Here is a 20,657-nt window from a genome sequence, read left to right as displayed (position 1 = left end):
TGGGTCGGCCTTTTTCTTTGGTAAAATAGACCCAATAGGAGGGGATCATATGCAGGGGAGAGAGATTGGGACATATCTGGATGCTTTGGGCAGGGCCATTGGCCGGGAACTGGACCGGGATTTGGGCTATGGTTGCGTGACCATGACCAGCCAAGGGGCTCATGATGACATGGACTTCCGGACCTTCCTCCGGTCCCAGGAGGGGATCCTCGAAGCCTTCCGCCGGGCGGATTGGGACAGTGTGGGAGACTTCCGGGACCTCCGCCAATTGGGTCGGGAGGTGGAAGAGGCCATGATGGAGGAGACAGGGGGAATCAACACCCACAAGGGCCTGGTCTTCCTCCAGACTTTTCTCCTCCTGGCATGGATTCGGGGGATAGCTTGGGATGACCTGACACCCTATATTCAGGATTTGTCGGCCCCCCTCCGGGCGGACTACCGGGAGGGGACTTTCCCCAAATCCGCCCTCCTCAACCGGGAGGGGGTCCGGGACATCCGACAAATCCCCCTATCAGGTTATGCCTTCCTTCTCCGGGGGATGGGGGACTTCCGGTCTATGGAGGACGGCGATCTGACCCTCCACCTCCTGGCCCGGGTGGATGATACCACCACCATCGCCCGGTCCTCCCTCCCTATGCTGAGGAAGCTCCAGTCCCGGGCCGGGGAGATTTTGACCATGGCCCCCAAGGAGAGGGCCCGAGCAGCGGAGGACCTTTCTGCCTACTATGTCGATCAGAAAATCTCATCCGGAGGGGTGGCGGACCTTTTCACCACCATCCGGACCCTGGAAGCCCTCCCCTGGGCCTGAAAAGGAGCAGATCCCATGAGGACACTTTGGGTAAAAGAATCAACCTATGACCGGAAGGCCTGGGAAGGCCTCCTGGAGAAGGTCGGGATCCGGCCGGAAGAATCCATTAACCGGACTCTGGGACTCTTTGAGGGGGAGACCCTGGTGGGGACGGTTTCCCGCCTGGATAACATCATTAAATGCGTAGCCGTCGACCCCGACCACCGGGGGGGATCCGTCTTCAATGCCCTCCTCTCCCGGATGATCCAGGAAATCTACCAGGTGGGCTATGACCGGCTCTATGTCTACACCAAGCCGGAATCCGTCCGAGCTTTCGAAGCCCTTTCCTTCCGGGAGATCGAGAGGGTGGGGGAGGACCTGGTCTTCCTTGAGCGAGCCGAAGAGGGTTTCCCGGCCTACCTGGAGGGGCTCCGAAAGTGGAAGGAAAAGACACAGAGGGGGGACGAAAAGGAAGTGGCGGCCATCGTCATGAACGCCAACCCCTTCACCCGGGGTCACCTGGCCCTGGTGGAGGCGGCTCGAGAAGCCAGCGATGTCCTTTACCTTTTCGCCGTTTCCGACCCCTCCTCGGTCTTTCCTTTCGACGTTCGAAAGCGGCTCGTGGAGGAAGGAGTAGCCCACCTGGACCGGGTCCATGTCTTGACCACCGAATCCTATATGGTCTCCCGGGCGGTCTTTCCCTCCTACTTCCTCAAGGAAGCCAACCAGGCGACCGCCATCCAGGCCCGGCTGGATGCCAGGATCTTCAAAAATCACATTGCTCCGGCCTTGGGGATCAGCCTCCGTTTTGTTGGGGAGGAGCCCTTCAGTCCGGCCACCCGGATCTACAACAAACAAATGGAGTTCGTCTTTGCCGGCCCACCCCATCCGGGGAAACCCCGGCTTGAAATCATCCCCCGCCTGGAAGAGGGGGGAGAGGCCATCTCCGCCTCCACCGTCCGCCGGCTTTTGGCCCAGGGCCGGTTAGTGGAAGCCAAGCGCCTCCTTCCTCCCGTCAGCCAAGCCTTCCTGGAGAGCCCGAAAGCCCGGCCGATCTTGGAGGCCTTAAAAAAAGATCCCCTCCAGGGACTTAAAGAGTCAGATATATAAGCTTAATTTCAAAAGAAGATCCATAATTTCCCTCGCTGATAGGGATGGTATGGGTCTTCTTTTTTGACCAGAATAATGTTAAAATAAAGGAAACTTGAGATTTCAAGAAATGAAAGGAGCTGTGAGATGAATTTAGCCAAACTTTCAAAAAATGGACAGATTACCGTACCTCTTGAGGTTAGACGGGCATTAAATCTTAAAACCGGCGATAAGGTTCTTTTTGTCAAAAATAGGGAAGGTCAAATGACGATCGGAAACGCCTCCGATCAAGCAATTTATGAGGCGCAGACTGCCTTTGAGGGAGTTGCTGAAAGACTAAAACTGAAAGGTGATGAGGATGTCCAAAAGTTAGTTGACGAAGTGCGGTATGACATATGAGAATCCTGGTTGATACGAATATACTTATTTCAGCCATTCTCTTTCCAAAATCTAAACCGGCGAGAGTGCTTCATAAGGTTATGCAAGAACACAGAATGGTTCTATGCGAACAAAACTTGGAGGAATTTCTGGAGGTTGTTCGGAGAAAAGCACCGGACCATATTCAGGGAGCGGAAGCCCTTCTTTTAGGTCTACGTTACGAACTAATACCGTGTTCTATACGGGAAATAAGAAAGATTCGTGATCCTAAGGATCAACCGATTTTAAATGCAGCAATTGAAGCTAAAGTGGACCTATTGATAACGGGAGATAAAGATTTTCTTGTTCTTCATCTAAAGCAACCTCGATGTATAACGGCGGCGGATTTTTTAGAAAATTATTGATATGTTGTGGAAAAAAAGCCTATAGTTTCTTTTATTCATAAGGCTCATAGAGGTCGGCATGGGTCTTTTCAAATTCTTTGGCCTGACTCATGAGATAGTCCCGTGCTAAAAGGAGGTGGTCTTCAATTTGGAGGGCCAGGGTATCAAAGTCCTTTTCTTTCATAGACTTGATGATGGCCTTGTGCTCAAAGAAGGCCCGTTCCCGACGGGAGGATTCTTCATCCTTAAAAGAGATATTGCGGAAGGCAAGAAGATATTCCTTGAGCCGCTCCACCATGAAGGAGAGGCGGGGGAGCCTGGCATAGGTATAGATAGCATCGTTAAAGCGGGCAGAGGCCTCAATAATCTGAGGGAGGTCTTTAGAATCGATGGCCCGGGCGGTATCCTCCATGATCTCATTGAGATGATCATAATCTTTGGGGGCCATTCGATTAGCCGCCTCCCGGAAGGCTAAGAGTTCCAGGGCCAGGCGAATTTTGAAGATTTCATCCACATCCTCAGCAGACAGAACACGAACCCGGTAGCCCTGGTTCCGGCTGTAGTCCAGGAGGCCCTCATCATAGATCCGCTTCAAGGCCCACCTGACCGGAGTTCGGGAGACGTGGAGGTCCTTGGACAGGCTCACTTCATTCATCCGCATACCGACAGGAAAAGTGCCGTTGAAGATTCTTTCTCGAATAGTGCGGTAAACATCTTCGGAGAGGCTGATTTGGGACATGGCTTCCTTCTTTCATCATGGGATCGGGTTTCTATCTTTTATTTTACCAGATATTATAGAAAAGACTCCTGCCGGAAATCCGGCAGGAGTCATTTTTGTTCATGAGCCTTCTCCGAAGCCTTTCTATCACAACAGGAAGGAGAAGGTGATGGAGGCGATGATAAGAACGATAGCTCCGCCCAAACGGGATGAGAGCTGGGCATAGGCCATGAGGCCCATACGGTCGGCAGCACCTAAAACAGCCAGGTCGCCGGATCCGCCACGGTTGGCCATGCAGAGGCCGGCGGTGACGGCGGTGTCGATGGGATAGAAGCCCACCAACCAACCAACGATGGCGGAGCCTAAGATGGCACCAACGACAACAAAGAGAGGAACAACGATGTTCTGAACGGAGGTCAGGGTGGCAAAGAGTTCATCCAGGTCGAGATCAATGCCGACTCCGACCATGATGACCACCAGGAAGACCTTGGTGAAGAAGGACTGGAAGCGCTTGGCTCCCATCCGGACTTCGTCAGGAATGACGCCCAGGGCAGCCAGGATGACCACGAAGATGATCATGTAGGCCAGGCGGTGGATGGGGAAGCCGAAGATGGTGGGCAGGAGGTAGTTGCCGAAGATGGTTCCGACGACATAAGAAGCCAGGGCGACCAGGAAGCCGGCGCCGATTTCCTTGATTTCGGGAAGAACAGCTTCTTCTTTTTTCTTGTCCTGGTCAGCCAGCTCGGAGCCACGAATCAGGGTGGTGCGGTCTCCGGTCCAGGTCGGTTTTTGCTTGCCCAGGCCATTGAGGAGGGCTGCGGTAATGATGGCGTAGATGTTGCCGATGGTCAGGATAATGATGGCAAAGTTGTAGTAATTGACGGCCTTATCGCCGGTAACCCCCTCATAGATCTCGGACAGGGGAACAGCACCGCCGCCGTTGCCTCCGCCCATGATGGGAAGGACATAGTGGGTGATGATCCGGCCGGGGGCAATCCCGAAGATTAAGCCGATGGCCACACCCAGGATGGCGGCACCCAGGACCCCGCCTAAGATAGCAGGCAGGTAACCAACAAAGGACCGGAGTAGGATCTTCCGGTCCAGGGAGAGGACGGACCCGGTGATGAGGACGATGATGAAGAAGGTGAGGAAGTCCTGGTCGCCCATGAAGGCATCAATTCCTTCCAGGAGGTCCTCCGGAATCAAGTTAAAGTGGACATAGGCTGCGGTGCCCAGGAAGGCCAGGAGGATACCGCCGCCGATGTGGGTGTTCCAGATGGGGATCCGTTCGCCAATCTCATAGAGAGGGATGCCGATGGCCAGCATGAGGGCCATGGTATGGGGCAGGTTTCCTTTAAGAACGCCAAGGGCGGCGCCCAGGTAGATGACGGCCACGCAGGCCAGGGTGATATACCAGGGAGCTCCGAAGAGTCTCAGGGTTTTCTTATTTTCCATATTTTCCTCCATGAAGTAAGATGGATTTTTTCATGATCAGCAAGTTTTGGCCTAACGGGAGGCAGGCTTGCGGATGGTGTCGATGATGGTTCCGTCGCGGTATTCCACCACGGCAACCACCTGGTCGGTGAACTGAATGGGCTCAGGTTTGCCCAGGATGGCCTCAGCTCTGTCGCAGAGTTCTTCGATGGTGACCAGGGGAAGGCGGGTTTTCTGAAGATCTTCCAAAATGTCCTGACGCTTGGGGTTGACCGCAATGCCGTAGTCGGTGACCAGGACGTCTACGGTCTCACCGGGGGTGGTGACCGAGGTGACCTGGCGACGGACGGTGGCCAGCCGGCTCCGGATCAGGGGAGCGACGATGATGGTGCACTTGGCTCCGGCTGCCGTATCGGGATGGCCGCCGGGAGCACCTTGAATGGTCCCGTCGGAGCCTTGGACGGTGTTGACGTTAAAGTCGGTGTCGATTTCCAGGGCTCCCAGGATGACGTAATCCAGGTAGTTGACGAAGGCCCCCTTGTTCATGGGGTTGGCGTATTGGGAAGAGGAAATTTCCACATGGCCGGGGTCGGTGTAGACGGACTCAACGGAGGCGATGTCGAAAGCCTGGTCGTTGACTAGCTTCCGGATATAGCCTTCCCGGAGGAGGTCCACCATGGGTTGGGTGATTCCTCCCATGCCCCAGCCCATCTTGATTCCCCGCTCATCCATAAAGGGTTTGAGGAAGCGGGTGACGGCCAGGGAAGCCCCGCCGGCTCCGGTCTGGAAGGAGAAGCCGTCCTTAAACCACTGGGTGGCGGCGATGACTTCAGCACAGGCCTTGGCCATCTTGAGCTCCCGGGGGTCCTTGGTCATCCGGATGGCCCCGGAGGCAATCTTGGAGGGATCGCCGACGGAGTCGACCTTGACCACATAGTCCACGTCCACTCCTTGGATGGGGGCGGGGAGGTTGGGGGCTTCGACCAAGGTGTCGGTGATGACGACGACCTTGTCAGCATACTGGGCATCCACGCTGGCATAGGAGAGGACGCCGCAATCGGCCTTGCCACCCTTGCCGGAGGCGTTGCCATAGGGGTCGGAGCTGGAGGCTCCGATGAAGGCGACATCGATGTGGACCTGGCCGGTTTCGATGGCCCGGACACGGCCCCCGTGAGTTCTGATGGTGGCGATATTCTTGAGCTTGCCGGAAGAGAGGGCTTCTCCAATTTCATCCCGGACCCCGGAAGAGGAGATCCCGGTGATGGTCCCGTCTTCGATCATGGGGACCAGGGAGGCCTGGGCCTTGCCCAGGGAGGAGGCGCAGATATAGAGGTCCTTGATCCCCATCTCATGGATGACTTCCATAACCATGGCACAGACGTAGTCGCCGTTGCGGAAGTGGTGGTGGAAGGAGATGGTCATTCCGTCCTTAAGGCCGGTCTTTTCGACGGCTTCTTTGATGGACTCCACCATTTTGGAAGTCCCGGGCTGGACCTGGGACCGGATTTTTGGGGCGGCTTTCTTGAATTCGTAGTTATCCCGATAGAAGGCCCCCTGGAAGGCTTCAATGCCGTCCTTCAGAAGGGCATCGGGGATTTTGCGATGGACTGCATTTTTCATACCAGACCTCCTTCATAAACGCCGGCGGCTTTGGCCAGCTTCAGGGTCCGCTTGGCTCCTTCAACGTGAGCAATGTCGACCATTTTTCCGTCAACCGTCAGAACACCGATTCCCTGGGCTTGAGCTTCCTTGACCCCCAGGATGATGTGTTCGGCCGAGGCAATGTCAGCTTCACTCGGGGTGAAAACATCGTGGATGACTTCGATTTGCCGGGGGTTGACGATGGACTTGCCGTCGAAGCCCATATTTTTGATCATCTGGGTTTCCTTGCGGAGGTTTTCCATATCATCCAGGTCGGTGAAGACGGTATCGAAGCACATGACACCGGCTGCCCGGGCGGCGACGACAATGGCCGACCGGGCGTAGAAGTATTCCTCCCCGGTCTTGGTGGTGGTGGCCTGCATGGTCCGAGCGAAGTCGCCTCCGCTCAGGGCCACTCCCATGAGCCGGTCGGAAGAGGTGCAGATCTCGTAGCAGTTGATGATGGAAAGGGGGGTTTCCAGGGCCGCCATGAGGAGGACGGACCCTTTTTCCAGGCCGAATTCTTCTTCGGCTTCTTCCACCAGCTTTTCCACCACCTGGACATCCCTGGCGGTCTCGCACATGGGGATCCGGATCCCGTCACAGCCACCGGCTACGGCAGCCCTGATGTCTTCCTTAAAGTATTCGGTGTCCAGGGCGTTGATCCGGACCCATTTCTCCACCTCACCGTAGTCCAGGTATTTCAGGGTGTTGTAGAGCTGGATCCGGGCCGAGTCTTTCTCTGACTGGGAAACCGCATCCTCCAAATCCAGAATGACGCAGTCCGGCCCGTAGACGTAAGGGTCCTTGACCAGGGAGGCCTTTTGAGTATTGAGGAACATCATGGTACGGCGAATGCTTCTTCTCATAGCTTCACCCCCCAAGGCAGGTTGCTGGTCTGGTCGACCGAACGGAAGATGGCGGTTTGGACGCGGGACCGGAGGGTGCAGTCCAAAGCACCTTTGTCCTCCACTTTGATTTTTCCCTTGGTCACTTCCAGGTTTTTCAGGACCTCTTCCACGCTTTCCTGAATCTGTCGGCCGAATTGCTCTTTGACCGAGGATTCGATGGTGATGGTGAGGGCATCGCTGGGCTCTACGGTCACCTGGGCATCGCTGGATTCCAGGGTTCCGGCCATGGCCCGATGGATCAGTTCCATATTTCCTCCTTTTCTTTGTACTTTACAAAATTAAGATCGAATGAAAAAATAGAATAAAAGAGAAGAAAGCTCTTCTATGCCTGTTTTTATTATAAAGTGAAAAAAATAAAAAAAGAGACGCGAGCAGGGAATAACCATCGAAAGAACACTTTGCATGTGGAGGAGACATGATGAATCATTTTCAAGAAGGCGATCGTCCAAGTCTGGAAGCGGTTTTGGACAATCGGGAGAGTCGAAGGAGGCGGATTGACCGGCTCCTGGGTGACTGGCCTGATAAAACAGTGGTCTGTTTCAAGCTGAATATCCCGGGACCGGTCAAGAACAATCAATGGATCCGAAAGCTCTTTGTGGAGGGGCTTGGGGCCATAGAGGAAGCCTTGACCCTGGGAACCACGGCGCCGGTCGTCCGGGAGGATTTCCCTGACTTTCCCACGGGGCCGGAGGCCTTTATGGTCATCGGCCGGGACCCTTTGGCGGTCAAGAGGGTCATGGTCGCCTTGGAAGATGGCGATGTTTTTGGCCGTTTCTTTGATATTGATGTGGAAGGGGGCGGAACGACTGCTCATCCCGGACCCATTAGCCGGGAAGATTTGGCTTTTCCGGAGCGCACCTGTTTTCTCTGCGACCAGCCCGCAAAAGTCTGTGCTCGCTCTCGGGCTCATTCGGTGGAGGAGATGCTAGGTTTCATTGAGGACAGTTTGGAGAAGGAAGGCTTTTTCTGATTTCAGGAAAAATCTTGCCCTCCTTCTCGAATATTCGCCATCTATCCTTTATAATAAAAGTAATGTGTAAAAAATAAGTAAAGTTTCTATCCAGTCCATTTTTTGAAATCAGACATCCGGGGGGATTCATGGATATTTGGCATTTGTTTTCTTTATTGGGAGGCCTTGCCCTTTTCTTATATGGAATGTCGTTGATGTCGGAAGGTTTGGAGTTGGTTGCCGGCTCTAAGATGCAATCCATCCTTAACCGACTCACTTCCAATAAGTTCATGGGCGTCCTGGTGGGCTTCTTAGTGACAGCGATCATCCAGTCTTCTTCAGCCACAACAGTTATGGTCGTCGGCTTTGTCAACGCCCAGATCATGAGCCTGGCTCAAGCCATCAACGTCATCATGGGTGCCAATATCGGAACTACGGTGACCGGGATTTTCATCGCCATGGACTTCACCCGGATCGCACCCTTTATCGCTTTTATGGGTTTCCTGATCTCCCTTCGCCACCATTCCAAATGGAATTATTGGTCCAAGGTGGTCTTGGGGCTTGGCCTTCTTTTTATGGGATTGGAAGCCATGTCGGCAGCCATGGTTCCCCTTCGTGAATCCGTCTTCTTTATCAATTTCCTGAAAACCCTGTCTTCACCCCTTTTGGCTATTGCCTTCGGTGCCATTTTTACGGCGATTATTCAGTCTTCTTCGGCATCCGTTGGTATCTTACAAACTCTGGCCAATCAGGGTCTGGTTCCCTTCCATATTTCTTATTATGTCGTTCTGGGGCAGAACATCGGGACTTGTATCACTTCTGTCCTGGCTTCTCTCAACGCCAATATCAACGCCAAACGAGCAGCCTTATCCCACGTTCTTTTTAACCTTTTGGGCACACTCATCTTCCTTCTCGTTTCCCTTCTCATGCCCATTCAGGAATGGATTATCGCTTTTGCTCCTTCAGCTCCGGCGGCAGAGATTGCCTTTCTCCACACTATCTTTAACATCTCTACGACCCTTATCCTCCTTCCTTTCTCTCGCTACTTTGCCCGGTTGGCTACCCTCCTGGTTCCCGGAGAAGCCAAGCGGTCCGAACCTCGACAGCTCCTCTACGTCAAGTCGGATACCTTTGGAGACAACCTGGTTTTGATTGCCAACATCCACCTGGAAATATCCCGGACCCTGAATATCTGTCGAGAAGCGGTTGGAGAGGCTATGGGTCTGGTTTTGGAGTATGACCAGGAGGGAGAAGAAGACTTGCGGAAGAAGGTGGAGACCATCCACTACCTGAACAGCAAGCTGAATGAGGTGACAGTCCGCCTGATCACCCGCCGGTTGAATAAACTCCAATCCCAGATGTTGACCAATGATTTGAAGATTTTGGCGGATATTGAGCGGATCGGGGACTATATTCTCAAGATCTGCAACCTGGCAGTGACCAATGAGGAGAGGCAAGTGGTCTTCTCGGAAAAGGCCCAAGATGAAATCAGAGTCATGGAAACCTATCTGGAACAGATTTATGAAGCCATTAAAGATTTTGATGAGAATGATGGAGACCTCACCAGTGCCATCCGCGTGGTTCAGGACTTTGATGGCATCCTTCAGGTTTTTGAAGATAACCATCTGGACCGGATCGGAGTGGGAGCCTGCGACGGCGAATCCGGCCTCCAATACAACTCCCTCATGACCTCAGTCTCTCGGATTGCCTTCCACTATGAAAGCATCGCCGAAGCCTTCCAGGATAACATCGACCTGGATGCATAAGAGGAGAACAGGCATAAAGAAAGACGGTATCGGTAATTCCTGATACCGTCTTTGTATTTTGGAAATTTTTCCTAAATGAGTTTGCCCGCCTTATTTTCCCGGGCATAGGCCTTGAGGCTTTCGAAATCGTCTCCGCCCTGGGCCATGATGGCAGTCTGAACGGCCCCTTCCACCAGGGGAAGGTCGGCCAGAAAGATCCGGTCTTGAATATCAGGATCGGCCATTTCCAGGGCCATCTGGGCATTCATCATGGAGGAGCCCATATCGAAGAGGACGAAGAGACCATCCGGCCCGGCTTGGCTGATGGCCTGGATGATCTTTTCACCGTCGGAGCCCAGATTTCCTTCGCTGTCTCCGCCAATGGCTTGGATGGGGACATCGGGGGCCATCTGTCCGGCCAGCTCTTTCACCCCCTGGGCCATGTTTTTGGAATGGGAGAGGATGAGGAATTCAACCATGGCTAGTCCTCATTTCCGCTCAGGCATTGGATGAGGAGGCAGGAGGAGCAGGCGCCGGGGTCGATGTGGCCGATGGACCGCTCGCCCAGGTAGTAGGCCCGGCCTTTCTTGGCCTGGTAGTCCTTGGTGGCTTCCATCTTTTCCTTGGCGAGTGCAGCTACTTCCTGGAGGGACTTGCCGTCCTGGAGGGCCTGGGAGACCGGCTCCAGGACGTCGACCATGGTCTTGTCGCCGACGCTGGCCCCGCCCCTTTGCTTGATTCCTTCCACTCCTTTTTGGAAGGCTTCATTGAAGTCCTCCCGGGTGATCTCTTCTTTTCCGCTAAAGACGGGGGCGAACCGCATGAAGAAGGTCCCATAGAGGGGGCCGGAGGCTCCACCGATAGTAGAGATGAAGTCCATGGCCACCTTGGAGAAGAGGGCCTTGAGGTCAGCGAAGTCCATATTCTGGACATCTTCGTTGGCTTTCTGCATCCCCCGGTTGAGGTTGAATCCGTGGTCTCCGTCACCAATGGCCGTATCCAGCTCCTGAAGGAGCTTTTTGTTTTCTTCGATGACCCGGGTCATTTTCCCGAAGGTCTTTTTCACTTCGACAATATTCACACTATACCTCCCGCCAGGCAATGGCATCCGCCGGAGCATCCAGGTATTTCTTGGAAGTCTCATCCAGCTTGATGACCGAAAGGGAGAAACCGGCCATATCAATGGAGGTCATGTAGTTGCCCACATAGGTCTTGTAGGTCGAAATCCCCTTGTCTTTGAGGTAGACGTGAGCATCATGGGCGATGACATAGAGTTCCTGGAGGGGGGTCCCACCCATGCCGTTGATCATGAGGGCGATTTCCGACTCGTCAGACAGGTCCAGCTCCGCCAGGATCTTGTCCATGAGTTCCTCCACAATACCCTTGACCGGCTTGAGGGCTTCCTTTCGAATTCCCGGCTCACCGTGGATCCCGATCCCGATTTCCATTTCATCGTCTTCCAGATGGAAGGATTCTTCTCCGGAAGAAGGAACCGTGCAGGCTTTAATGGCCATGCCCATGGACTTGATTTGGGGGATGAGCTTATCCGCATAGGCTTTGATTTCTTCCAAGGACTTGCCGTCTTCCGCCATGGCCCCTAAAATCTTTTCGACGAAAATCGTTCCGGCCACGCCCCGCCGTCCGGTGGTGAAGGAGGAGTTTTCCACCGCAACGTCATCGTTGACGACAACGGATTCCACCTTGATTTCTTCCATCCCTGCCATTTCTGCGGCCATATCGAAGTTCATGACATCGCCGGTGTAGTTCTTGACAATCATGAAGACACCCTTGCCGGAGTCCGTCGCCTTGATGCATTCCAGGACCTGGTCGGGTGTGGGGGAGGTGAACATCTGCCCGGGCACAGCTCCGTCCAGCATCCCTGAGCCGATGAAGCCGGCATGGGCAGGCTCATGGCCCGAGCCGCCACCGGAAATCACTGCCACCTTGTCCACCGGGGCATCCTTTCGAATCAGGACATTGGTGTCCTCAACCCGTTTGATCCGGTCCGGATGGGCCATGACCATACCTTCAATCATTTCTTCCACGACATTGTCCGCCACATTAATGAGCTTTTTCATCGGAACCTCCTTTTCATGGTTTCAGCATACATCCATCTATCTTGTATTATATCTTGCGGGTTCCTGTGGGGCAAGAAAAAGGAAATGGATTTCATATGGGGGCGTGGGGCCGGGCCCTGGCGGGAGATTATATTTGTCGCTAGCCAGGGCAAGCCGCCTGCGGCGGTGGCTCCCTCCTCCGGATCTGAACTCATGAGTTTGCTCGGCTCCCAAGCTCTGCGACCCTGACAATGTCCAGATCCGAGTATTTATCAGGGTTCCAGCCTCCTGATATTCTCAAGATTTTCTGAATTATCAGGGTTTTTCCCGCTGAAGGTTCCCAAGGAGGAGACAGTATCATGAGGTTCCCAGGGATTGGGCCGTTGAACACCACTTTCCCTGCTCCCGCCTATGTTAAAATAGGAAGGATGATAAGAGAGAAGGGCCATCTTCCTCCGGCGGCAGGGAGGTTCTTCTATTAATAAGGAGGGTGCCATGATTCAAGTTCACGAGGGGATTTTTCTTCAGGAAATCCCCTTGCCCGATAATCCATTAAAATTCATCAACAACTACTTGGTCCTCTCCAAGGGGGAGAGTCTGACGGTGGATACGGCCTTCAACCGGCCCATTTGCCGAGAAAGCATGGGGAAGATCCTTCAGGATAAGGCCATTGATCTCAGCCGTCATCGTCTTTTTCTTACCCACCTCCACTCGGACCATACGGGGCTGGCGGCCCTCTTTGCCGACAGGGGGACGGAGGTTCTTATGGGGAAGGCGGACGGGGACTATGTCAACCGATCGGTTGATCCACAAAGCGCCGTATGGAAGGCGGTAGTCGATGAGGCGATTTGCGAGGGTTTGGCCCGGGATCGGCTTGCCCTGGAGGATCACCCGGGCTATGCCTACCGGCCTGAACGGGGCTTTCCTTTCACGCCTGTAGAGCCGGGGGAGTTTATTTCGGTGGGTGACTACCATTTTGAGGTGGTGGGTCTGCCGGGCCATACACCCGGCCAACAAGGCTTATATGACCGGGGCCATAAAATCCTCTTTTGCGGGGACCATATTCTGGGGAAAATCACCCCCAACATCACCGGTTGGGGGCCGGGCTTTCCGGACCCCCTGGGGGTTTACTTTGACTCCCTCCGCCGGGTCTATCATATGGACATCGACCTCCTCCTCTCCAGCCACCGACATCTTGTCAAGGACCATAGGGAGAGGATCCGGACCCTCTTCCACCACCATGACATCCGTTTGAAAGAGGCCCTGGCTGCAGTTATCAAAGGGGGTCCCATCAGCTGTCGTGATGTTGTTCAGGCTATGCATTGGGACATCCGGTCCAAGTCCTGGGCGGATTTTCCCGCCTCCCAAAAGTGGTTTGCTGCGGGCGAGGCCCATGCCCATCTGGACCGTCTGGAGGCCATGGGGTTGGTTACCAAAGAAGAGGGGGAGGGTGGCATCTTCCTCTACCGGTCGAGTTTGGACCGGGTTCCCGGGGAGAGTTTAGCCCGGTTATGACCGTCCTATTCATGGTCAGCCTTATGTAGAATGAAAAAACTTATTTTCAGATAAAGGAGATTATCAATGGACGTTGAACTTGTACAGAAAATTCTGGTCCAGGCCATTACCCAGCTTGTCCTCTTCACCCTCATTCCTTTTCTTTGGTGGTTTTTTACCGAAAGAAAAGAAGGGAAAAGGAGCTTTTTTGATTGGATAGGATTGAAAAAGATCCGGCGTAAAGGAGCGGTCAAGCTTCTTATTTTGGGAACACTGGCATATAGTCTTGCTATGGTCCTGACCCTGTCCTTTGCCGGGGGCCAACTTCCCGGATGGCCCGACCTATATGGTTTGGGACTGGCAGGCTTGCCGGTTCTCCTGGTTTATGCTCTGGTGACCACAGGACTTACCGAAGAGCTTTTCTTTCGGGGCTTTTTGCTGAAGCGGTTTATTGACAAGGATGACTTTGATGTCGCCAATATTAGCCAAGCCATGCTTTTCGGTCTCTTCTCCGCTATCCTTTTCTTCGGGGCCATGAGCTTTTGGAAAGCCCTCCTTCTTTCTGTTCTTTATGCCGCCTTGGCCTATGGCCTGGGCTGGGTTAACGAAAAAAAAGGAGGGGGATCCCTCCTTCTGTCCTGGTTCATTCGTTCCCTGGCCGGCCTGATTGTCGGTTTAGGGATGATGAATGGAATGCTATCATAATGATATTCGACTCATTTGTTGGTGATCAGTTGGCCTTCCCTTCCAGGGAGGGCTTTCTTTTTTGTGCAGATTCCTTGTCGCCCCGGGTCGCTTTTTGATCGGGCTTCTTTTCTTCGTGGGGGATGGTTCCGGCCCGGTCGAGAGCAAGTTTAGCCAGGATGGGGCCGATGAGTTCGTAGACGATGGTGGCACCCAGGACAATGGTCCGAATCAGGCTCCCGGCTTGGGGGGTGAGGAAGAGGGATGCTCCGGCGACGGGAGTGACATTGGCATAGAGGGCCTGGGCCAGGGCGGAAAGGCCGATGGCCACGCCGGCCTGGGGAAGGAGGGTGAGACCCAGGTTCTCATAAACGCTGGGCGGGAAGCCGGTTGCCTTGCTGGACAGGGCGGCACCCAGGTATTTGCCGATGGCCCGGGCAACGATGTAGAAGACGCCCAAGAGGCCGACCGCAGGCAGGGCAGACAGGTCAAGGTCGGCACCCGAGAGAACAAAGAAGAGGAGGAAGATGGGGCCGGTAACCTGGTCGATGACGTTGGCAGGGCGGCGTTTTGCCCGGGTGAAGTTGGCCACGAAGAGGCCGCAGGACATGAGAAGGAGGAGGCTGGATAGGTGGAGATAGAGGGCCATGGCGGATCCGGCAAAAACCAGGGCCACGGTCAGGGTGAGGACTTCTCCCTTGTTCCGGGTCATCCGCTCCAATTGAGAGTAGACCAGGCCAATAAGGATGCCCAGGAGGATGGCCAGGAGGATCTGCCCAACAGGGAGGACAAACATGGTCAGGGGGCTGAGGGCCTGGCCGGAGAGGAGGGCGGCCGCCATGGAAGAGGAGATCCCGAAGGCGATGATGCAGACGGCATCATCCAAGGCAACGACAGGGATGAGGACATCCACCAGGTCTCCTTGGGCCTTGTATTGGCGGATGACCATGAGGGTGGCGGCGGGGGCGGTGGCACAGGAGATGGACCCCAGAAGGAGGGCAAAGCCCAGGCCGGTATGGAAGATGAAATAGGCACCCAGAGTAACCAAGAGAAAGGCACCCAGGGCCTGGATGATGGTGACAATGATGATCTTGGAACCCAGGTTCTTCAGTTTCCCCAGGTCCATCTCAAGGCCGATGGAAAAGGCGATGAAGGCCAGGGCAATATCGTTGATGATGGAGAGGCTCTGGACGCCTTCCTTGGGCAAAAGGCCCAGGACGGAGGGGCCGATCAGGAGGCCGGCAACCAGGTAGCCGGTCACGTCCGGGAATTTCAAGACCCCTAAAAAGCGTGCAAAAAATAGGCCGCACAGCCAAAGCAGGGCGACATAAAACAAAGTTTGCATCGAATCAATGCCTTCTTTCTAGTGTAGGACATAAAAATGACGGTTTAATAATAAGTAATGCCTTGTGAGCGAATGGGAGATCCGGTCCAAGATGAGGACAGGGCCTTATTTGGTCAGCCCCTCAAAGGAAGAAACAGGGAGGGTGAATAAGATACCGGTGTTTTCATGACTAATATCGCCGACGACCTCACGGACGCAGGCCTTGGCCACTTCCACCATTTCCTCTTTTAATACTAAGAGGATGGTTTTGTTATAGGGTCGGCCCTGGTTGAGCATGGACCGGAGGGATTTGAACCGGGACTCATCCGTTTCCTGAAGGAGGGTGGAGGCCAGACCTTCCGAATCAAGGATAGTTCCCCCGTGGATTCCTCTTTCCTGGAGTAAGGGAATCAGTGCATAAAAATGATCTTCATGGTTCAAGATAATAACTAATAATTCCATCTATTTCCCCTTTCAACGAGCGCACCTATTGTACTCCTATTTTTTTTACTTGTTAATAAGAAAAAAGGTAGGTTTTTACTAAACTCCAATAAATATGACAAAAAAGAAATAATTAAGCCGGCCGTCCTCTATGGCCCGGGATTTGGAGGAGGGTACTCTTCTTGGAATAAGCCTCGATCAAGCTGCCTTTCGTCCTCGGATCTTCCGGTAGCTGGTGATGACCTCCGCTCCGCCGACCAGAATAAAGGAGATGTAGAGGAGCCAGACCATGAGACCCAAGATTCCTGCCAGGGACCCGTAGTAGATGGGCAAGGAAGAAATGTTGTCCATGATGAAGGCATAGCCAATGGTGACGAGGAGGATGGCTACGCCGGTGAAGACTCCGCCCAGGGCAGATTCCTGCCAGCTGATGGCTCCTTTGGAGGCAAGGGGGGCGGTTTTATAGAAGAGGATGAGGATGATGATGAAGCCGGCCGGGGGGAGAAGGCGGGCCAGGAGGGACTCAAACACCCGGATGAAGGGGGTCAGGGCCTCTTCGACCATGAAGGTTTTCGCCAGGGATTCCAAGATTCCCCCGATATTCCGGGCATAGACCAGGAACAGGAGGAGGACGATCAGGGAGAAGATGAAGAGGACCGTATAGATGATGGCCAAAACCCGGCGAACGGGTCCATTGGACCGGAGGTCGAAGCCCAGGGACCGGTTGACGGAGAGGATGAGTTTGTTGATCCCATTGGATCCCAGCCAGAGGGCAGAAAAGATCCCCAGACCCAGGCTGGTGGTGGAGGTGGACTCGGCCAGGACTCGGATGACCTCCTGGAAGATTTGAGCCACCTGGTCAGGTAGTATTCTCCACACCCCATCCAAAGCCACCTGGGGGTTGTTGAGGAAAAGAGAAGCCAGTTGGAGAAAGATGAGGAGAAGGGGGATGAAGGCCATGAGGAGGGAATAAGCCAGGGAGCTTGCCCGGACGGAAATCCTCGACCGGCGGATGGTCTGCAAGAGATCCATATAGAAGGACTTGTCGGTAAGTATTTTGATCATGTTTCAACCTTTTCTTGATATCCGGAAGGTGGGGGGGGCGCCGGGGAAGCGGCCTTTTCTTATCCCCCTGATTGTATCAGATATGATAAGCCGATAAGATCCCATTTGTGGTTGACCGGTCGGGGTATAATAGAAATAAGTGATCGTTTTTATTAATAAAGTAAGGAGGGACCATGGGTAATCGTAATCATCGTATCATGGACCGGGATCCCCTATCGGGTGAAAAAGTGGACCGACGGATAGGGAGGAGTGACCGTCACTGGCAAACTCTCGAGGAGGAGTATCGCTTAGCGGCTGAGACTGAGAATCCCGGAGCTTGGTTGGAGGATCGAATTGCGGAAGCGGATCTCCTGGAGGAGTATCTCCGGATGTCTGCGGATCAGTTGATGAGGGAGGCTGACCGGGTACAGAGGGATTATTTGAATCCGGGCCATTCAGGCAGGATTTCCGATGCAGGGAGGTCTCGGAAGGGGGTACAGATTATGGCTCAGGCGGGCCATGCTGTCGAGGACTTCCTTTGGGAAGTTCACCGCCATCCTTCCTTCCGTGAACTGGTAGCGGACATTGAACCCCTGGAAAAAGAGGCTTTTGTATCTCCAACAGAGCGGTTTTCCCGGGTAGCCACCAACCTTCAGCTGGTCAAGCAGGCCGGAAAGCTCCAGGAGAAAAAGGCGGAGATCCGGGTCCTTCGTCGGCGGATGCGTTTGCATTCCATGGCCATCTTGGGGGCGGCCAGAACCGATGAACTGGCCAAGCAGATGGAAGGTCTGGTCACCAAGGCTGAAGATTTTACCCGTCCCTACCGGCAAGGGGAAGGACGGGTGAATAGGGCGAAAAATAGCCGGCGAAGGGGCATGACCGACCGCGAGAAGAGGATGCTGGCCCGGATGTTCCCTTCGCGTTACACTCTTGTCGCAAAACGGAAAATGGACCGGTCGAGGAGGGAGCGAAGAGAAGTGGAGGAGCTTTATGAGGGTTAGAAAGGCCGTGATCCCGGTTGCAGGTTTGGGTACCCGCTTCCTCCCCTTCACCAAGGCCACACCCAAGGAGATGCTCCCCATCGTTGACCGGCCGGCCCTCCAGCTCATCGTAGAGGAAGCTTCAGCAGCGGGGATTGAGGAAATTCTCTTTGTGACTAACCGGGGGAAGACGGCCATCGAAAACCACTTTGACCACAATGTGGAGCTGGAGATGGCCCTGGAAGCCAAGGGAAAGGCTGATGCCCTGGAAGAGGTCCGGTCCATCAACAAAATGGCCAACATCTTTTATGTCCGGCAGAACGAGACCAAGGGGCTGGGGCATGCTGTCCTCTGTGCCAAAGCCTTTGTCGGCAGGGAACCCTTCGCCGTCCTCCTTGGGGATGACGTGGTCTACAACCCCCAGGCCCCCTGCATCGGTCAGCTCATCCGGGCTTTTGAGAAGACGGGACATACCGTGGTAGGTTGCCAGAAAGTGGCCCATGAGGAAATCTCCAAGTACGGGTCTCTGGAAGGGAGCCCGGTCGAGGGAGATATGGTAGAGGGAAGTGCCATGGAAGGCCGGCTCTGGACTATGGACCGGGTGGTAGAAAAGCCTGCTCCGGAAGAGGCTCCTTCGGACATGGCGGTCTTGGGTCGCTATGTCCTGGAGGCGGAGATTTTCGACTACCTGGAAAAGACTTCGCCGGGCGTGGGTGGAGAAATCCAGCTCACGGATGCCATATGTGCTCTGGCCCAGGATGGACCGGCCTATGGCTATGACTTTGCCGGACGGCGGTATGATATTGGGGATAAGCAGGGTTTCCTGGAGGCCACCATCGAATACGCCCTCCGGGATGAGAAGCTGGCGGGACCTTTTGAAGCTTACCTTCGGGACAAGTTCGCTGATCCGACCGGTTTTATCGGAGAGAGGGGGAAGGATGACTAAAAAGCGACTCCTTCTCATTGCCACCGGGGGGACCATTGCCTCCGTTCAAACCGAGGAGGGCCTGACCCCCCAGATTCCGGCCCAGGATCTTCTTTCCTATGTGCCCAAAGTTCAGGATTTTGCAGAAGTGACCCCCCTCCAGCTCATCAACCTGGATTCCACCAATATCGAAACCAGGCATTGGTTGAAAATTGCTGCTTGCTTGGAGGACCATTATGAGGACTACGATGGCTTCGTCATCTGCCACGGAACCGACACCATGGCCTATACGGCGGCGGCCCTCTCCTACCTGGTCCAGAACTCCCCCAAGCCCATCGTCCTGACGGGGTCCCAGCAGCCCATCAACCTGGATTCCACAGATGCCCGGACCAACCTCTATGACAGCCTCCTCTTTGCTGCCCATCCCAAGGCCCACAATGTCAATTTGGTTTTTGACGGCAAGGTCATCTGCGGGACCCGGGCCCAGAAGGAGCGAACCAAGTCCTATGACGCCTTCGCTTCCATCAACTTCCCCTTCATCGCCTCCATCCAAAAGCCCCACATCCTTTTTTACATCGATGACAAGGACCGGGTGGACAAGGAGGTCGTCTTCCACCATGGTTTCCTGGAAGAGGTGGGTGTCCTCAAGCTCCTCCCCTCCATGAAGGCCCGGAGCCTGGTCCGCCTGGCCCAGGACTACCGGGCGGTCATCATCGAATCCTTCGGTGTAGGCGGTCTTCCGTCCTATGAGACCGGGGACTTCCGCCAGGCTGTGGCGGAGATCATCTCCCAGGGTAAGGTCGTGGTCATGACCACCCAGGTTCCTCTGGAAGGGTCCAACATGACCGTCTACGAAGTGGGGAAGGTGGCCAAGGAAACCTGGGGGCTCATGGAAGCCTACGACATGACCCTACCGGCTACCGCCTGCAAGCTCATGTGGATCCTGGCCAAGACCCAGGACCCCAAGGAGGTCCGACGGCTCTTTGAAGAAGAGATCAACCACGACCGGCTCTGGCCGGGTCAGGACATAGAATAAAAAACGGGAGGAAGATAGAGTGACCCCCTAAAGTTGGACCAAAAAATCCAACTTTAGGGGGTCAGTTCAGCTGCTTTCAAATATTAATCCTGTTCAACCATCTGATTAATGATATACTTCTTAATTTCTTTGAACATATCCTGTTCAACATCTCCCAAAACATCTAATTGATAAACATTCAACACCCTTCCAGGATAGGATTCTTGGTCAGGTCCCTCCGCCCTGAAATAAACGACATTTCCCTCCCTTACTTTACCAAGTCCTTGAAATCCTTCCTTGGATTCCAAATATAACAACATCCAACCCTCGTCAAGCTTTTGGGCAATGCTTATGTTGTCACGATCATTAGACTCAAAGACAACACCCGTACCGGAACATGAATTATGGACATTCAGATTAGGGATATCTTTTAGGTCATAGGTCTTTGAGGAAGGGTGGCTCAAAGTAGGGTCGCTCTGTGATGTCATAGAAAGGGTGATTGAAATGATGATCGAAGCGACTAAAATGGTTAGAATGATTTTATATTTCTTTCTCATGTTTAGCCCCCTTTAAAGCGATTACAATAAGAGGTCAGTACACTTCTATCAGATAAGCGAATGAAAAACAATATTTTCTTATCTAAAGAATATCACAGTGA

General features: G+C 54.0%; 23 protein-coding genes. 11 read left to right on the top strand and 12 right to left on the bottom strand.

Annotation, left to right across the window (positions count from 1 at the left end; translation table 11 throughout):
- Window positions 1-49: 49 nt before the first annotated feature.
- The 4 genes from BN2373_RS02270 (at window position 50) to BN2373_RS02255 (ending at window position 2,658) form a co-directional block, all read left to right on the top strand.
- Entirely contained in the window at window positions 50-808 is a 759-nt protein-coding gene (locus BN2373_RS02270; RefSeq protein ID WP_053942568.1) for a triphosphoribosyl-dephospho-CoA synthase, read from the top strand.
- A 15-nt stretch (window positions 809-823) separates the two neighbouring features.
- Window positions 824-1,897: a [citrate (pro-3S)-lyase] ligase gene (locus BN2373_RS02265; protein ID WP_053942567.1), complete on the top strand. Its 1,074-nt coding sequence runs from the start codon at window positions 824-826 to the stop codon at window positions 1,895-1,897.
- 126 nt (window positions 1,898-2,023) lie between these two features.
- On the top strand, window positions 2,024-2,275 hold the full coding sequence (locus BN2373_RS02260; RefSeq protein ID WP_053942566.1) for an AbrB/MazE/SpoVT family DNA-binding domain-containing protein: 252 nt from the start codon (window positions 2,024-2,026) through the stop codon (window positions 2,273-2,275).
- A complete protein-coding gene (locus tag BN2373_RS02255; RefSeq protein WP_053942565.1) occupies window positions 2,272-2,658 on the top strand; it encodes a putative toxin-antitoxin system toxin component, PIN family in 387 nt (128 codons plus the stop codon). Before BN2373_RS02260 ends, BN2373_RS02255 begins: the two co-directional genes overlap by 4 nt.
- Window positions 2,659-2,689: 31 nt before the next feature.
- Here BN2373_RS02255 and BN2373_RS02250 read toward each other — a convergent pair whose 3' ends face one another.
- From BN2373_RS02250 to citD, 5 genes are all read right to left on the bottom strand, one after another.
- On the bottom strand, window positions 2,690-3,376 hold the full coding sequence (locus BN2373_RS02250) for a GntR family transcriptional regulator (protein WP_053942564.1): 687 nt from the start codon (window positions 3,374-3,376) through the stop codon (window positions 2,690-2,692).
- A gap of 126 nt (window positions 3,377-3,502) precedes the next feature.
- Window positions 3,503-4,810: a 2-hydroxycarboxylate transporter family protein gene (locus BN2373_RS02245; protein WP_053942563.1), complete on the bottom strand. Its 1,308-nt coding sequence runs from the start codon at window positions 4,808-4,810 to the stop codon at window positions 3,503-3,505.
- 51 nt (window positions 4,811-4,861) lie between these two features.
- Window positions 4,862-6,409 (bottom strand): citrate lyase subunit alpha, encoded by a 1,548-nt coding sequence (gene citF, locus BN2373_RS02240; protein ID WP_053942562.1) that lies wholly within the window; start codon window positions 6,407-6,409, stop codon window positions 4,862-4,864.
- Complete coding sequence (locus BN2373_RS02235; RefSeq protein ID WP_053942561.1) at window positions 6,406-7,299, bottom strand: aldolase/citrate lyase family protein; 894 nt, start codon at window positions 7,297-7,299, stop codon at window positions 6,406-6,408. Before BN2373_RS02235 ends, citF begins: the two co-directional genes overlap by 4 nt.
- Window positions 7,296-7,589 (bottom strand): citrate lyase acyl carrier protein, encoded by a 294-nt coding sequence (citD, locus tag BN2373_RS02230; RefSeq protein ID WP_053942560.1) that lies wholly within the window; start codon window positions 7,587-7,589, stop codon window positions 7,296-7,298. Before citD ends, BN2373_RS02235 begins: the two co-directional genes overlap by 4 nt.
- A gap of 170 nt (window positions 7,590-7,759) precedes the next feature.
- Between citD and citX the strand changes: the two genes are divergently transcribed.
- On the top strand, window positions 7,760-8,311 hold the full coding sequence (citX, locus tag BN2373_RS02225; protein ID WP_053942559.1) for a citrate lyase holo-[acyl-carrier protein] synthase: 552 nt from the start codon (window positions 7,760-7,762) through the stop codon (window positions 8,309-8,311).
- A 128-nt stretch (window positions 8,312-8,439) separates the two neighbouring features.
- Entirely contained in the window at window positions 8,440-10,056 is a 1,617-nt protein-coding gene (locus tag BN2373_RS02220) for a Na/Pi cotransporter family protein (protein WP_053942558.1), read from the top strand.
- A gap of 71 nt (window positions 10,057-10,127) precedes the next feature.
- Here the strand turns inward: BN2373_RS02220 and dhaM are convergent, their stop codons facing one another.
- From dhaM to dhaK, 3 genes are read right to left on the bottom strand one after another with little or no spacing between them, the layout of a single operon-like run.
- Window positions 10,128-10,514: a dihydroxyacetone kinase phosphoryl donor subunit DhaM gene (dhaM, locus tag BN2373_RS02215; RefSeq protein WP_053942557.1), complete on the bottom strand. Its 387-nt coding sequence runs from the start codon at window positions 10,512-10,514 to the stop codon at window positions 10,128-10,130.
- Between the two features lie 2 nt (window positions 10,515-10,516).
- Complete coding sequence (gene dhaL, locus BN2373_RS02210; RefSeq protein WP_053942556.1) at window positions 10,517-11,116, bottom strand: dihydroxyacetone kinase subunit DhaL; 600 nt, start codon at window positions 11,114-11,116, stop codon at window positions 10,517-10,519.
- 1 nt (window position 11,117) lies between these two features.
- Window positions 11,118-12,113 (bottom strand): dihydroxyacetone kinase subunit DhaK, encoded by a 996-nt coding sequence (gene dhaK / locus BN2373_RS02205; protein WP_053942555.1) that lies wholly within the window; start codon window positions 12,111-12,113, stop codon window positions 11,118-11,120.
- Window positions 12,114-12,587: 474 nt separating this feature from the next.
- Between dhaK and BN2373_RS02200 the strand changes: the two genes are divergently transcribed.
- Window positions 12,588-13,607, top strand: a complete 1,020-nt coding sequence (locus BN2373_RS02200; protein WP_053942554.1) for an MBL fold metallo-hydrolase — start codon at window positions 12,588-12,590, stop codon at window positions 13,605-13,607.
- A 66-nt stretch (window positions 13,608-13,673) separates the two neighbouring features.
- On the top strand, window positions 13,674-14,291 hold the full coding sequence (locus BN2373_RS02195) for a CPBP family intramembrane glutamic endopeptidase (RefSeq protein ID WP_053942553.1): 618 nt from the start codon (window positions 13,674-13,676) through the stop codon (window positions 14,289-14,291).
- Between the two features lie 25 nt (window positions 14,292-14,316).
- Here the strand turns inward: BN2373_RS02195 and BN2373_RS02190 are convergent, their stop codons facing one another.
- The 3 genes from BN2373_RS02190 to BN2373_RS02180 all read right to left on the bottom strand — a co-directional run bounded on the left by BN2373_RS02190 (window position 14,317) and on the right by BN2373_RS02180 (window position 17,100).
- Window positions 14,317-15,615, bottom strand: a complete 1,299-nt coding sequence (locus tag BN2373_RS02190) for a cation:proton antiporter (protein ID WP_074017942.1) — start codon at window positions 15,613-15,615, stop codon at window positions 14,317-14,319.
- Window positions 15,616-15,720: 105 nt separating this feature from the next.
- Window positions 15,721-16,056 carry a hypothetical protein gene (locus tag BN2373_RS02185; protein ID WP_053942552.1) on the bottom strand — a complete coding sequence of 112 codons (336 nt, stop codon included), beginning with the start codon at window positions 16,054-16,056 and terminating at the stop codon, window positions 15,721-15,723.
- 177 nt (window positions 16,057-16,233) lie between these two features.
- Window positions 16,234-17,100: a YihY/virulence factor BrkB family protein gene (locus tag BN2373_RS02180; protein ID WP_053942551.1), complete on the bottom strand. Its 867-nt coding sequence runs from the start codon at window positions 17,098-17,100 to the stop codon at window positions 16,234-16,236.
- A gap of 173 nt (window positions 17,101-17,273) precedes the next feature.
- On the opposite strand from BN2373_RS02180, the gene BN2373_RS02175 reads away from it, so the two are divergent.
- Genes BN2373_RS02175 through BN2373_RS02165 form a run of 3 tightly spaced genes read left to right on the top strand, consistent with a single transcriptional unit; the run spans window position 17,274 to window position 20,020 of the window.
- Entirely contained in the window at window positions 17,274-18,080 is an 807-nt protein-coding gene (locus tag BN2373_RS02175; RefSeq protein ID WP_053942550.1) for a hypothetical protein, read from the top strand.
- Window positions 18,070-19,005 (top strand): UTP--glucose-1-phosphate uridylyltransferase GalU, encoded by a 936-nt coding sequence (galU, locus tag BN2373_RS02170; RefSeq protein WP_053942549.1) that lies wholly within the window; start codon window positions 18,070-18,072, stop codon window positions 19,003-19,005. Before BN2373_RS02175 ends, galU begins: the two co-directional genes overlap by 11 nt.
- Window positions 18,998-20,020 (top strand): asparaginase, encoded by a 1,023-nt coding sequence (locus tag BN2373_RS02165; protein WP_053942548.1) that lies wholly within the window; start codon window positions 18,998-19,000, stop codon window positions 20,018-20,020. The genes galU and BN2373_RS02165 overlap by 8 nt, the downstream gene beginning before the upstream one ends.
- A gap of 83 nt (window positions 20,021-20,103) precedes the next feature.
- Here the strand turns inward: BN2373_RS02165 and BN2373_RS02160 are convergent, their stop codons facing one another.
- A complete protein-coding gene (locus tag BN2373_RS02160; RefSeq protein WP_053942547.1) occupies window positions 20,104-20,556 on the bottom strand; it encodes a hypothetical protein in 453 nt (150 codons plus the stop codon).
- Between the last annotated feature and the right edge of the window lie 101 nt (window positions 20,557-20,657).

It is taken from the genome of Kallipyga gabonensis, from assembly GCF_001286805.1.
Lineage (GTDB): Bacteria > Bacillota > Clostridia > Tissierellales > Peptoniphilaceae > Kallipyga > Kallipyga gabonensis.
Note: the sequence above shows the minus strand (reverse complement) of the source record. Positions and strands in the feature narration are given on the sequence as shown.

Excerpts from the sequence above, each read along its gene's own strand:
- BN2373_RS02270 (WP_053942568.1), top strand. The coding sequence starts at position 50 with ATGCAGGGGAGAGAGATTGGGACATATCTGGATGCTTTGGGCAGGGCC.
- BN2373_RS02265 (WP_053942567.1), top strand. The coding sequence starts at position 824 with ATGAGGACACTTTGGGTAAAAGAATCAACCTATGACCGGAAGGCCTGG.
- BN2373_RS02260 (WP_053942566.1), top strand. The coding sequence starts at position 2,024 with ATGAATTTAGCCAAACTTTCAAAAAATGGACAGATTACCGTACCTCTT.
- BN2373_RS02255 (WP_053942565.1), top strand. The coding sequence starts at position 2,272 with ATGAGAATCCTGGTTGATACGAATATACTTATTTCAGCCATTCTCTTT.
- BN2373_RS02250 (WP_053942564.1), bottom strand. The coding sequence starts at position 3,376 with ATGTCCCAAATCAGCCTCTCCGAAGATGTTTACCGCACTATTCGAGAA.
- BN2373_RS02245 (WP_053942563.1), bottom strand. The coding sequence starts at position 4,810 with ATGGAAAATAAGAAAACCCTGAGACTCTTCGGAGCTCCCTGGTATATC.
- citF (WP_053942562.1), bottom strand. The coding sequence starts at position 6,409 with ATGAAAAATGCAGTCCATCGCAAAATCCCCGATGCCCTTCTGAAGGAC.
- BN2373_RS02235 (WP_053942561.1), bottom strand. The coding sequence starts at position 7,299 with ATGAGAAGAAGCATTCGCCGTACCATGATGTTCCTCAATACTCAAAAG.
- citD (WP_053942560.1), bottom strand. The coding sequence starts at position 7,589 with ATGGAACTGATCCATCGGGCCATGGCCGGAACCCTGGAATCCAGCGAT.
- citX (WP_053942559.1), top strand. The coding sequence starts at position 7,760 with ATGAATCATTTTCAAGAAGGCGATCGTCCAAGTCTGGAAGCGGTTTTG.
- BN2373_RS02220 (WP_053942558.1), top strand. The coding sequence starts at position 8,440 with ATGGATATTTGGCATTTGTTTTCTTTATTGGGAGGCCTTGCCCTTTTC.
- dhaM (WP_053942557.1), bottom strand. The coding sequence starts at position 10,514 with ATGGTTGAATTCCTCATCCTCTCCCATTCCAAAAACATGGCCCAGGGG.
- dhaK (WP_053942555.1), bottom strand. The coding sequence starts at position 12,113 with ATGAAAAAGCTCATTAATGTGGCGGACAATGTCGTGGAAGAAATGATT.
- BN2373_RS02200 (WP_053942554.1), top strand. The coding sequence starts at position 12,588 with ATGATTCAAGTTCACGAGGGGATTTTTCTTCAGGAAATCCCCTTGCCC.
- BN2373_RS02195 (WP_053942553.1), top strand. The coding sequence starts at position 13,674 with ATGGACGTTGAACTTGTACAGAAAATTCTGGTCCAGGCCATTACCCAG.
- BN2373_RS02190 (WP_074017942.1), bottom strand. The coding sequence starts at position 15,615 with ATGCAAACTTTGTTTTATGTCGCCCTGCTTTGGCTGTGCGGCCTATTT.
- BN2373_RS02185 (WP_053942552.1), bottom strand. The coding sequence starts at position 16,056 with ATGGAATTATTAGTTATTATCTTGAACCATGAAGATCATTTTTATGCA.
- BN2373_RS02180 (WP_053942551.1), bottom strand. The coding sequence starts at position 17,100 with ATGATCAAAATACTTACCGACAAGTCCTTCTATATGGATCTCTTGCAG.
- BN2373_RS02175 (WP_053942550.1), top strand. The coding sequence starts at position 17,274 with ATGGGTAATCGTAATCATCGTATCATGGACCGGGATCCCCTATCGGGT.
- galU (WP_053942549.1), top strand. The coding sequence starts at position 18,070 with ATGAGGGTTAGAAAGGCCGTGATCCCGGTTGCAGGTTTGGGTACCCGC.
- BN2373_RS02165 (WP_053942548.1), top strand. The coding sequence starts at position 18,998 with ATGACTAAAAAGCGACTCCTTCTCATTGCCACCGGGGGGACCATTGCC.
- BN2373_RS02160 (WP_053942547.1), bottom strand. The coding sequence starts at position 20,556 with ATGAGAAAGAAATATAAAATCATTCTAACCATTTTAGTCGCTTCGATC.